At 39.4% G+C, this 13381-nt stretch carries 6 protein-coding genes; 2 read left to right on the top strand and 4 right to left on the bottom strand.

What is annotated here, in order from left to right; all coding sequences use genetic code 11:
- Positions 1 to 95: 95 nt before the first annotated feature.
- The gene (epsC, locus tag DOD25_RS01780) at positions 96 to 935 is read left to right on the top strand and encodes a serine O-acetyltransferase EpsC (RefSeq protein ID WP_064340425.1); all 840 of its coding nucleotides are present in this window, start codon (positions 96 to 98) and stop codon (positions 933 to 935) included.
- A gap of 160 nt (positions 936 to 1095) precedes the next feature.
- Here the strand turns inward: epsC and sstT are convergent, their stop codons facing one another.
- The 4 genes from sstT to DOD25_RS01760 form a co-directional block, all read right to left on the bottom strand.
- On the bottom strand, positions 1096 to 2352 hold the full coding sequence (gene sstT, locus DOD25_RS01775; RefSeq protein ID WP_064340424.1) for a serine/threonine transporter SstT: 1257 nt from the start codon (positions 2350 to 2352) through the stop codon (positions 1096 to 1098).
- 427 nt (positions 2353 to 2779) lie between these two features.
- Positions 2780 to 9271 (bottom strand): GA module-containing protein, encoded by a 6492-nt coding sequence (locus DOD25_RS01770; protein ID WP_112928590.1) that lies wholly within the window; start codon positions 9269 to 9271, stop codon positions 2780 to 2782.
- A gap of 183 nt (positions 9272 to 9454) precedes the next feature.
- Positions 9455 to 10762: an MFS transporter gene (locus DOD25_RS01765; RefSeq protein ID WP_101892155.1), complete on the bottom strand. Its 1308-nt coding sequence runs from the start codon at positions 10760 to 10762 to the stop codon at positions 9455 to 9457.
- A gap of 311 nt (positions 10763 to 11073) precedes the next feature.
- Complete coding sequence (locus tag DOD25_RS01760) at positions 11074 to 11664, bottom strand: hypothetical protein (RefSeq protein ID WP_004107190.1); 591 nt, start codon at positions 11662 to 11664, stop codon at positions 11074 to 11076.
- 320 nt (positions 11665 to 11984) lie between these two features.
- Between DOD25_RS01760 and DOD25_RS06455 the strand changes: the two genes are divergently transcribed.
- Positions 11985 to 12431 (top strand): hypothetical protein, encoded by a 447-nt coding sequence (locus DOD25_RS06455; RefSeq protein ID WP_064340707.1) that lies wholly within the window; start codon positions 11985 to 11987, stop codon positions 12429 to 12431.
- Positions 12432 to 13381 lie beyond the last annotated feature (950 nt).

Raw genomic sequence — 13381 nt, 5'->3', positions numbered from 1 at the left:
AAACACGCAAGTTTTGATTAAATAATATGTGCAAATATTAATTAGTAATTAAAACGAGAAAATAAAGAAAACAAAAAAATACTGGAGATTAATGTATGAATGAGCATCTTGACCTTATAAACAAACTCAATTCAATTCATGATTCTGACATAAGGCAAGCTACATTCATACCTAACTATCACAATATTATTGCGCTCATACATGCAACTCAGGTGTTACTTTTGCCTGAGTTGCATGCACGCAATGTAAGTAACGATACTGCGCAACTCACTGCTACTTTGAATACCGTTACTTCAAACGCGTTAGACACTATAGAACGCATTATATTCCACGAACTTCAATCCTATACAAGCAACTCAATTAAAATTCAAGAAACTTGCAATCAATTCATACATAAACTTCCTACAATTAAAAAGTTACTTTTAACAGATATTCAAGCAATATACGAAGGCGATCCTGCTTGTACAAGCAAAGTGGAAGTAACGCTCGCATACCCTGGTTTTTATGCAATGCTTATTCACCGCACAGCTCACGCACTCTACGAACTTAACGTACCGCTAATTCCTAGACTTATGAGCGAATATGCTCATAGAAAAACCGGAATTGACATTCATCCAGGAGCAAAAATTGGTGCATATTTTTGCATTGATCACGGAACTGGCATTGTAATCGGCGAAACAACTGTAATCGGCGAACATGTTAAGCTTTATCAAGGAGTAACGCTTGGTGCGAAAAGTTTTGCGCTAGACGAGAACGGAAATCCTATAAAAGGTGGAAAGAGACATCCAAATATTGGGAATAATGTTGTAATTTACGCAAACGCAACAATCTTAGGCGGAGAAACCACAATCGGAAGCGGAAGCGTAATTGCAGCAAACGCGTGGATCAACCGCAGCATTCCTGCAAACACAACCTACCACTTCCCTAAAGTCTAATGCGCGCTAAAATACTGATTCCACTTCTACTATTTTATTTGAACATCTGTTAGATTTATTTACAATAAACATCCAAATATAATAAAAGTGCGCGCTCATAAAAACGTAAGAACGCGCACTAGCAAGAATACTTAGCAAAAACTAGCAACAGCTAGAACAGCTACTTTTTAAGTTGCACAGTCTCGTGATCCTTGCCCATCTTAAACTGAATACCTGCACGCTGCCACATGCGATATTCGCCAACCGCAGTAAAGAGAACATCCGTGGAAGAGTTAAGTGCAGTTTCGCAAGAATCCTGAATAACGCCAATAATAAGACCAATAGCAACTACTTGCATAGCGATATCGTTTGAAATGCCAAACGACGAGCATGCAAGAGGTATAAGCAAAAGCGAACCACCAGCCACACCAGATGCGCCTGCAGCAGAAACTGCAGAAAGCACAGAAAGAATCACAGCCGTTGGAATATCAACGCGAATACCAAGCGTGTGAGCAGCGCACAAAGACATGATAGAAATAGTTATAGCAGCTCCGCTCATATTAATAGTTGAACCAAGCGGTATTGAAACAGAGTAATTATCTTTGTTAAATCCAAGCTTTTCGCACAAATTCATATTTACAGGAATGTTCGCAGCAGAAGAACGCATGAAGAACGCTGTAACACCCGAATCGCGCAAAGTTCTAAAAACAAGAGGATACGGATTCTTACGCGTAAGCACGAAAACCAAAATAGGATTAAGAATCAAAGCAACAACAGCCATTGTGCCTACTAACAAAGCAATAACGAAACCATACTCGCTAAAAATACGAAGACCGTTACTTGCAACTGTTGTATAAACAAGACCCATAATGCCAAAAGGTGCTGCGTTAATAATCCAGTGGACAATTTTTCCAATAGCAGATGAAACGTTATCGAAAAATGCTTTTGTAGAAGGCTCGGCTAATCGCAGGGCAACACCGAAAGCAATTGCCCAGAAGAGGATACCAATAAAGTTACCTTTAACGAGAGCGTCTACAGGATTAACAACAATATTTAGCACAAGTGAATTAAGCACCTCACCAATTCCTTGAGGAGAAGGCGAAGACGCTGCTGCAACATGAGCAAAAGTAAAATCAACAGGGAAAATCATAGCAGCACATACGGCTACAAGGCTTGCAGTAAACGTAGATAGCGCGTACAGCCCTATTACCAATTTCATATTGCCAACACTTTTTGCTTGCGCAAGCGCACCAATAACTAGGCAAAATACTAAAATTGGCGCAACAGATTTAAGCGCACTGACGAAAAGTTTTCCCATAAGATCTAGCACATAGACGTGAGCTGGCACAAAAATACCAAGCGCAGCACCGAGAAAAAGACCAATTACAATGCGTAAAATAAGGTCAATGTTATTCCATTTTTGAACAATCTTGTGCATGAGAGTCTCCTGTATAGTAATTTGTGCAGAATGTTTTATACTCTTTTACGTGTATTAGCACTTGCAAGATTTTATTTTTTAAAGATTATACATAAGGATGCATATATATGCAAATCGTTAAGGTTTAATGTTTCAATGTTTCAATAACTTAGCAACTCAGTGACTAAACACTTCAATAAGTGCTTTGTAAGCAAGATAACTCTTAAAATATAGTAAGCAACAATAACTTCCCGTGTAATCGCAAACTAAAATAGCAAAATGCCTCACTTTGCGTAGTAAAGAAAGACGCAAAGTGAGGCACATTTTACATTAACTTCATTATGCTAATTAACCCAATACTCAGCAAACTTACTGAATACAATTAAGCAAACATTAAGCAGCTCTAAAACTAGCTGATCTGCAATAACCAGACCAGCTAGCAAATATCCTACTTATTACTGTGGCGAGAAGTACCACGACGCTTAGCCGAGAAAAGCGCAGCACCAGCAGCACTAAGAGTTGCAGCAAACAAGCCAAACACAGACACGTCACTACCAGTCTTACTAAGCTGAGCAACACTACCACTCTTCAACACCTGAGCACGCACAGAAGCACGAACATCAGCCGCATGAGCCTTAGCAGCAGCCAAAGCCTTACGAGCAGCAGAAAGCTTCTGAACCGCAGCATCAACCTGAGCCTGAGTAGCGTTAGGATCAGCAGCAACCTTCTTAGCCTCAGCCAAAGCAGCATCAAGAGCAGCCTGAGCCTTAGCAACTTGAGCATCCGCCTGCTTCACAGCCGGATTATTCTCAACAGCAGCATTCACAACAGCAGAATTTACGCCATTAGCATTATTAGCGTTAGCGTTGGCAGCGTTGGTGTTAGCAGCGTTACCTGCATTACCAGAGTTTACGCCAGCACCAGCTTTACCAGCTGCGTTGGCAGCATTACCAGTATTAGCACCAGCACCAGCGTTACCGTTACCAGCATTTCCAGGCTGCGAATCAGACTCAGCACCCTGAATCTGAACATTCAACTCACCCTTATCCACAGTAGTAGGCGCATTATCATTCACACCATGACCAGCTTCAGAACCAGAACCAGCATTACCAGCACCAGCACCAGTTCCAGTTCCAGCATTACCAGTTCCAGCATTACCAGTTCCAGCATTACCTGTTCCAGCATTACCTGTTCCGGCATTACCTGTTCCGGCATTACCTGTTCCGGCATTGCCTGTTCCAGAACCAGAACCAATATTGCCGGTTCCAGCACCGTTATACTTATTCGCAATACTGTTCTTTGCAGCCTGAAGATCCTTCAACGCAGCATCAACTTGAGCCTGGGTAGCATTAGGATCAGCAAGCACACGTTTAGCTTCAGCCAACGCCTTCTTATATACATCCAAATCAGGAGCTTCACCAAGCAAGTAGGCAAATGACTTGCTAAAGTGAGAATCATCATCAACTTCAGCTTGCAATACCGTCTTATTAACACCATTCAAAGCATCTTTAGCATTCTTAAGATTCTTTAACGCAGTATTAACAAGAGCTTGACGATCTGATTGAGACTTAGCAGCAAGATCCACACCCTTACCAGCAGGATCAGCTAGCTTAGATATAAGCTCCTTCGCATCTTGCAAAGCCTTATTATATGTTTGCTGCTTTTCAGCAGTATCATACGCGTATTTTACAGATTCTTTCACACTATTCTCAAGAGCAATCTCAGCTTGCAAATCAGCAATATCAACACCATTTAGTGCAGCAGCTGCGGTTTGAAGTCGAAGCAGCGCAACATTAACAGCAGTCTGCTTCTGATCAGGAGTATTCGCTGATTGAGCATTCTCCGCATCAGCAAGAGCAGACTCAGCATTCGTAAGAGCAGTATCATACTCAGATTTCTTATCCTGAACAGCATTCGTATACTGTACGGACTTCTTCAAAGAATCAGCTTTGTTAATTTCAGCCTGCAACTTAGACGTATCTACAGTTCCATTAAGAGCATTAGAAGCATTCTTAAGAGCAGTAGTAGCATCAGAAATTTCTTTCTCTGTTGCACCCTTCTTAGCAAGAATAGTCTGAGCAGTTTGCAAAGCCTGATCAAACGCAGTCTTCTTAGTATCAGAAGCATTCGTGTAAGCAACAGTCTTCTTCTTCGACTCAGCATCAGTCACAGCCGCCTGCAAACCAGAAGCATCATGACCATCTAAACCAGTAACAGCATTCTTAAGAGCAGTAGTAGCATCAGAAATTTCTTTCTCTGTTGCACCCTTCTTAGCAAGAATAGTCTGAGCAGTTTGCAAAGCCTGATCAAACGCAGTCTTCTTAGTATCAGAAGCATTCGTGTAAGCAACAGTCTTCTTCTTCGACTCAGCAGCAGTCACAGCCGCCTGCAAACCAGAAGCATCATGACCGTCCAAACCAGTAACAGCATTCTTAAGAGCAGTGATAGCGCGAGTAATCTCATCTGCTGTTGCACCCGCTTTCTTTACAATGCCTTCTGCAGAAGCTATAGCATTGTCAAGAGCAGATTGCTTCTCAGCAGAAGCATTCTTATAAGAAATATCACTCTTCTTACCTTTTGCTTCTGAGAGTTTTGCTACCAATTGAGTCTTGTCATTACCGTCAAGTTCGTTAACAGCCTTAGTAAGCGCAGTTAATGCATCATTAACAGCTTTCTGCTTCTGCTCAGGAGTCTTAGCAGCCTCACCAGGTTTTTGAGTTGCTGTAGATTTAGCATCAGCAAGAGCAGACTCAGCCTGTTGCAAAGCCGAATCAACAGCTTGCTTCTTTGCTTCAGAAGCATTCTCATACTTAGCATCACCAGCAGATTGAGGGTTAGTTGACTTCTTCAGCTTCTTAGCCTCAGCAACTTTCTGCTCAAGTTCAGTTGTATTAACTTTGCCATCAAGAGCAGCTTTAGCAGAATTGATAGCATTAACAGCTTGAGCTACTTGATCAGCAGTTGCATTAGCATCAGCAAGCACTGACTTACCAGAAGAAATGGCATTATCATAAGCATCTTGCTTACTCTTCTCTGCATTAATATAATCAATCTTCTTCTTGAAATCAGCATCATTGTTAATAAGTGTTTGCAGCGCAGACTTATCAACAGTTTTGCCTCCGAGATCCTTAACAGCATTTTCTAATGCCTTCTTAATATTGTCAACTTCATCAGCAGTCTTGTTCTCAGCAGAATCAGTCTTAACAAGATCTTCCGCAGCCTTTAACGCACTATCAAAAGCAGTCTTCTTATTATCTTTATAATCAGGCTTTGCTGTAAGAGTAGACTTCTGACCATTAACAAGAGTCACAAGATCCTTGAGCGACTTCATCTTGCCGTCAAGCTCTTTAGCCTTAGTAACAACAGCAGTGATAGCTCCCTTGACCTTCTCAATAGTCTTCATATTCTCATTGGTCGGGTCAGTTTCAATATCATCAATCGCTGCTTTAAGCGCATCCTTCTGAGCTTTGTTAAGATTGGTGAGCTTATCTACTTCAGATTTAGCATCCTTCTTAGCTTTCTTTAGCTCAGCTTCCTCAAGAATACCCTCAACTTCTCGCAAATCATTAGCTTTATCAATGCGATCGCTTAAATCATTAGCTTCAGCTTCAGTAAGACTACCATTCTGCTTCAGATCAGCAATCTTCTTCTTAGCTGCAGCTTTAGCATCCTCAAACTCAGCATTGTTGAGAATCTCTGCAACTTTATCAAGATTTCCAGCGCCATCAATTTTACCCTGATACTTCTGCTTATCTTGTGCGTTGAGATTATTCAGCTTGCTAATCTTATCTTTAGCAGCAATCTTAGCAGCAGCAAGACCATTGTTATTATTGCTATCAGCAGCAGTCTGATTCTGATTAGCTTTTTCTTTAGCCTGTCGCTTTATAGTATTTATAGCTTGCTCATCAGTTGCATTCTGAATGCTCTTAATAAACTGCTTCTTATCATCAGGCGTAAGATTTTTATAATCTTCACCATTGCGAATTTCATCAATAGCAGCCTGCTTTTGCTTCTCAAGTTCAGCTTTCTTCTTAGCTTCTTCAGCCTTGCCTGTGTCTTGCTGCTCCTGTTGATTCTGCTTCGTTACCTCGCCATCAACCTTCGCATCATCTTTCTGCTGCTGCTGTTGCTTTTCCTGCTCAGCCTGCTGATCAGCTTGTTGCTGCTTTTGATCAGCTTCCTTTTGCTTCTTTTGATCCTGATCCTTTTGGAACTCGTTTATCTTCTCACGAATCTTTTCAGGATCAGTCTCATTACCAATCTTCTTTTCAAGCTCTTTTTTAGTTTTCTCATCTAAGCCACTAGTAGCATTCTCAATCTGCTTCTGAGCATCTTTCTTTTTCTTCTCACCTTTACCATGCTCATCAGCAGACTTAATAATCTTGTCTACCTCTTCTGGCTTAGTAATATTGTTGATTTCACCTTGATGATCTTCCTTGAACTTCTTAATCTCTTGATCATTCAAGCCATTTTTCTTAAGAATCTTGTCAATAAGATCATTAGCTTCCTTCTTAAGTGCTTCAGGATTAGGAGCAGCAGCATTAGATACGAAGCAGTCGTTCTTAGTAAGAGTAATAACTGTGGCTGGATCCCAACTCCGTACTGCTTTTATCTCAACCTCATCATCATGCTGATATAAAGAAACAATACCTTTATTACTTCTATTATCACCAAGTCTTAGTGTAGATCCAGACATTACATCCCAATCGCTAAAGAATTTATACAACGTCATACCACCACCCGTATTAGGGTCAGGCGCATGAAGTTGATCGAGAAGACCATGCGTACTATTTATATATTGGTCGTTTATCTCAGATTTTCCAGCTTTTGCCTTCCAGTTATCTTGAATAAACTTCCTAACAAACTTATGCCAATCATCTTGAGTTAATTTGTTTTTATCAGCAACAGCAATCTTAGTGATGTTATATGTATAACCATTCGCGTTACCTTTTTTCATCGTTGGCTTTTCTGGATTACCTTTGGTATATACCAACTCAGAATAGTCGAAGGTAGACGTTGAATCATCATTAAACTTAACAGTCATAGTATGCTTACTATCATCAAATGCGATAGCGCTATCATTCTTATCTTTTAGCTTGCTTTTAAGACCACTATTGGCTTCTAATATAGCTTGTCTAACTTTCTTCTGGTCTTCCTCTTTTAAACTCTTAGCATTATCAACTGCTGTACGAGCTGGAAGTGTAATATTCGTCAAATCAGCAAGTGGCTTACTTTTATACACCATCTTACTGCCTTCCAACCTATCGACAGAAGTAAAATCGTTGGTATTGTCTTTATATTTAACAGTTGCATTGCCTTTAGTATCAATAGTGATGATATTCTTATTTTTAGCATCATCAGCACTTGTAGGATTTCCTATAGCATCCATGAATTCTTTGTTAGATTTATTAATTTCATAGATTTTTTCTAACAATGTTTTTTGTTCAGATGCGGACAAATTACTTGGATTTCCAACAGCCATTGGAACTGGATAGTACGGCGTAAACTTATCCGCAAGTGAACACTGCTTCTTTACAAGATACTTGCCTTCAATTGTCTTAGTGGAAGGAGTGCCAATTTTATCATCAAACGTGATAGTCGCTTTACCGTTACCATCAACAGTTACACTCTTGATATTCTTATCTTTATTAGCATTCTTAATAGCATTTTCAACTTGCTTCTTCTCTGACTGATCAAGAGCAGTTAGATCCTTCACAGGAGTCAAAGCTGGATACATAATTTTTGTGCGCTCTGACAATGGCACGTAGCGCTTAGTTAGATTCTCCTTAGAAATAGTATCCGTAGAGTTATCTTTATACGTTACCGTTGCGCTACCATCGTCATTGACTTTTACAGCCTTCTTGAAAGCCTCTTCAGTAGGAACTTCCGGCATACCGTTAAGCTTTTTCAGTACATCAGCATTATTATTCTTATTAGCTTCCCACAGCTTTGTAAGAACAGCCTTCTTCGCATCTTCTGAAAGATTCTTGCCATATTTCGCAGAATCAACCTCTACTTTATCAGTAGGATAATTGAGTTCCAACTCTTGTGAGTATTTTGGCAACGTCGGCGCAAGCTCAACCTTACCAGCAGTGTAATGCCAGTTGCCCATCACTTGGTACACACCTGCAGCAAATTTCAAAGGCTTCGTTTTATCTTTCAACTGAATAACAAAGCTAATCTTAGACTTTCTATTGCCTCTACTCTCCCAGTTAATAATCAAGGCACTAGTAGCGTCCTTATATTCCCTAGAAGTACCGAGAGTATTACCAGATTTGTCATAGCCACCGGCTTCACCGGTCATTCTTTCCCAGTTACTCTTAAATTCAGCACCTTGCTCTTTATTATTATCAAACCAGAAACGGCTTACAGACTGATTCCAAGCATCCTTTGTATATGTTGCACCTGCCTGTTGAGAAACAGAACCACCAGTCAACTGTTCATCTTTGTACAAAGTAACTTTACCGTTTACAATCTCAACACCCTTAGGCACACTCGCCCACCAGAATGGTCGACCACCCCACCATTCAGCATGAGAATTAAACTGATAATCAACCTTATAGTACTGACCGAATGTTGCTCTATCAGCCTTGTCTTTATCAGTTTCCTTATTCTTATCACAAGGAACTGCGCTAATATCCACGTATTTCTGTACTTGCGTAGAAGAATCGCGATTCGCATACCTATAGCTACCATCAGGAAGATTAAAACCATTAGCCCAAGCTTGATGAGTTGGCAAACCAGCACCACAAGCAAGCAAGCTTGCCAATGTTGCAGTCACAGCAATTTTCGGTAAACGTGAAACCGCATACGACTTACATGCTTCTAAACGAGTTCCACTTATCTCTTTCGCCATTGAACGAAGTGTACTCGGCTTCAAATACGCGTAATTCTTAGACACATGTAAAGCGTTTTTAGCAGCTTGTGTTTTCTTAACCATTAGCAGTCCTCACTTGTATATTTTCTCTTCAACTCGCTCTGCAGACATAAACTCACGTCTTGTAAAAGAGCTTGTTAACAGAGCAAAGGATACCCCCCCCCGCGTAATAATTCAAGTAATATAGGCAAAAACTACCATGTGATTAAGGTCATAACTATATTCAATATTAAATATTACAAATAATCATGCGAGCGCCGCATAGCTGGTATTCGGCAACTGTGGTAAAACAGCCAGCAAACCGGCAGTAAAAATCAGCGCAAGTATAGGCAACAGATGCCATTGGAACGTAGACGAGAATGCAAATCCAATCCAAGATCCAGTAGTAGCACCAATCGCAAACGCAAGGCGCGCCCAACCAGAAAACTTAGCGAGCGCACTTCCTTTGAACAGAATCTGACGCGCAACAATAATCGGCTCCACCAACAACATTCCACCAATCGATTCAAGGAAGAATGCAACCCACATTATTGGCAAAAGACTACTAAACATAAAGCAATAAGCAAGCAAGCTCACAACAATTCCTAAAACCGCTATTTTTCTTAAACCGAGTTTTTGAGACGAATGCGCATATAAAACGGACGCAAGCACGCTTCCTACGCCACTGAAAATATACAGTATTGTTAAGGATTTAGAGCCATATTGCTTACCAAGACCAAGAAGAATATAAGAAACAGAGCATGCAGGAATAAAAGCAACCAAAAGAGATCCGGCAAGAAGCATGATTTTACTCTTGAGCGATGGATTCGCAGATTTCTTAATAGTAGATTGATTATCTGCAGATTTGGAATCTGCTTTATTTTCCAGTTCCGTTTGCTTTTCTTGATTTTCTTGCGATTCATTCTCTACATCTTGCGATGCTTCCTCTTCTACGCAAGACGCTTGCGAAATATCTTGTTTCATAATAAATCGCGTAGCACAAGCCGCAAAAGAAGTCACGGACGAGAAAATCAAAACCGCAGGAATTGACCAGCTTGCAATCCAAGATCCAAGCGGAGAGCCGAGCAAGGTTCCTGTAACACTCGCCAAAACGCTCACAATGCCGCTGTAGTTTACAATCATGCCGTCATCGCCGCCGGCAGCATCAACCTCGAAAACTTCGCTAGCGATATCAATCACTTGCCCGGTAATCAACAATGCGCAAGAAAGAGCTACAAGCGACCACTTCCAAGCTAGAGAGCCAAGCATAAGAAGCGGCAGCAAACTGAGCACGCCTTCTACGCCTTCAGTCATAGCAAGAGCGCGAAAACCGCCAAGCTTATCAACAATCCAACCAGAGCATGGCGAAAGAAAATCGGCAACCGTCATAAAAGTCTTACGAAAACCAATCACCCAAGCCGGCAAGCCAACAATAATAATCGAAGGCAAAACCGAGCCTTCATACGCCTGATTGCCGAGCATAGAAAAACAAAAGCCAACAAGCGCCCATCGCAATGCCGGACTAATAGATCTCATACGAATAAAAATATTATCTTTGCTAAAAATCGTCTTCACAGCAACTAACTCTCCCCTAAAAACTTTTTCAAAATAATGCAAACTTACATAACTACTCGCATGATTACTTGCAAATTGCTATCCAACTTAAATAATTCACTACAAACTACACAAATCCAATAGCTTATTTGACAAATTTGATAACACTATACTCTCGTTTAAAAAAAAAGCAAAATTTGCATCTAAAGCCGTGAGAAACCATCCTAAAACTACTACGAGTTTCTCCACTAGCAATCACAAATAAGAGACTTGATAATGCTCAATCTCACCTTGCCTAGTAGGCGTCCAAGACAATTGTAAACAGAGAGTTGTTAATTTTTTTGTTTGCTAATTTTTTGTTCAATAATTTTATCGGTAAATGCCTTTAAAAATTCTTTAGAATTACTCCAGCCTACGCCATTGTTTAATCCCGAGAAATCAAAACCAGATATTTCATCTAACGCTTTACTACAAACCCATTCATACATTCCAGCCTCTTTGCTTTTATATATTATTAGGAACAATGGTTTCATTGCTTTTTTACCCAACGACACAACACTCTTGTATTGTTTAGAATATATTACATCGTTATACCATTGTCCTGTCAGCCAATGGTATTTATCTTTGATCCCCTTTTCACCAATCTCATCGCATAGATTTTGTAATTGTTTAGCCACATATGTGAGAACCTTTTCATCTATGTTTTTTATGAGCAAAGTTTCATCAACACCATTTTTACTTACCTCTTTCCAGTCAACATCTTCATTATTTTCTGAGTGTTTTTCATTCCTTGCAGACTTTTTATTTTCTGTTTTTACTTCTCTATTATTATCGCTAAAACTATTTTGATTCTTACAACCTGAAATAAGTGACATAATGCAAACTACCACAGTCAAAAAAGCATAATGCTTGATATGCTTCATTTATGCCTCCTCTACAACTTAATCTTTACCTAATTGCAGCTACGATTATCATGTTCAATCTTCACTCTGTTATTCACTATCATCTGCCCAATATTCATTCATCTCGTAGTACAAATCATCTTTGAGTCTAATAAAACTGACGGGATGTAAATTATGGACAAAGAATGCATATATGCAGTCTACAAAATAATTGTAGCTAAAAATCATCCGATAATCCACAGGATTTTATTCCATACATAAACAGATGCATAGGCAAAATAAGTGCACTTTTTAACGATAGGAAAGACTATCGTTAAAAGGTTTAAGATTGGCTTGATAACTTGATTTTTGAGCATAAAAACATCCTAGAAGCACCCCTAGGCTGGATTTTCAACATTCCAAATGCTCACATTCTTTCGTCTTTTACGGAGCCGAAGCTTAAAGCAAAAGGACTTGAATACTATCTTATTAGGAATGAGAGAATCCCTGAGCTTGCCATTTATTCGTTTGATTCAGGCGAACGTTTTGAGCCTGATTTCTTGCTCTTTATTCGTGAGAAAGAGTATGAGGATGTTAAAACATATCAAGCATATGTTGAGCCTAAAGGTAGTCAACTTTTATTTGAAGATGAGTGGAAAGAAAAATTCTTAGGGCAGATTAAAAACAACTACAAGATTAACGATATTCTAGGAAGAGGATACAAGATTATAGGTCTTCCATTCTTTAATCAAGAAAACAGAATGTCTGAATTCGACAAAGTACTAAACAATTTAGTATCAAAATTATAGTGAGGTAATGAACTACAACATTTGTTCAGCGATTACCCAATCACAAATCTGCAACACACCATAAGACGTATTACAGATTACGAAAATAATAAAAAATTTTCGAAAAATATATGTTGTTATAACATTTCGCAAAAAATTTTCTTTTAGAGCACCCCCCCCCCCGTAGGAAATTTTACAGTTTAAACTAATTTAAAACTGAAAAATATCATGAAAAATAACAAAAAATGATAGAATTTTAAGTAGACCCATTTAAATAGAGAGTTTTATTACTAGCATTGGAGAGATTTGTCATAGAATTCGTTCTATTTATTTGTTTAAAAATTCATTAAAGATTAGGGAAAATTAAGGAGATTGTTATGACAACCGCTAAACCTTCAAAACATACATCATCAAAATCTTCTAGAAAGCATTCTGCTCACAAAATACATACGCTTCCGTTAGCAACAATGGCTGCTTTGTTGACAGCAGCAACCTGCTTAGGCAGCCAGCCTGCAATGGCTGTTACGACGCGCACACCACTTCCTACACCAACACAGTCTAGAGTAGTTAGAAGTCTTACGAATAGCACGGTTGCTGAGTCTCAAAATCACGAATATGTTCCACTAGGCGAAAAGAAACCTTGGTTGCAGTATCCAAATATTCTTGAATTCAGAAGAGTACGCGGTAGAAACAGCAATGCAACAGAAATAAAATCAGACGAAGAAGGGTCTGATAATAATTGGAAATTCGTTAATGATAGAACAGCTATGTATGCACATGTGGAAACACGTGACAACTCTGATTATCTTATTTTCGATGTTTTCTTCAACAACAATGCTGAGTCAATGGTATCTAAATCTAACAAGCAATGGTACTTATGGCAGGTACCATATGCAATTGCAGACTTGGATTCAAATGGGTTATATAAATCTGATACGGTTACTAATCTTAGGTACGATGCGTACAGACCG

Source organism: Gardnerella leopoldii (assembly GCF_003293675.1).
Lineage (GTDB): Bacteria > Actinomycetota > Actinomycetes > Actinomycetales > Bifidobacteriaceae > Bifidobacterium > Bifidobacterium leopoldii.
This window is presented reverse-complemented; position numbering and strand designations above follow the sequence as displayed.

Coding starts and splice junctions, on each gene's coding strand:
- epsC (WP_064340425.1), top strand. CDS start 96: ATGAATGAGCATCTTGACCTTATAAACAAACTCAATTCAATTCATGAT.
- sstT (WP_064340424.1), bottom strand. CDS start 2,352: ATGCACAAGATTGTTCAAAAATGGAATAACATTGACCTTATTTTACGC.
- DOD25_RS01770 (WP_112928590.1), bottom strand. CDS start 9,271: ATGGTTAAGAAAACACAAGCTGCTAAAAACGCTTTACATGTGTCTAAG.
- DOD25_RS01760 (WP_004107190.1), bottom strand. CDS start 11,664: ATGAAGCATATCAAGCATTATGCTTTTTTGACTGTGGTAGTTTGCATT.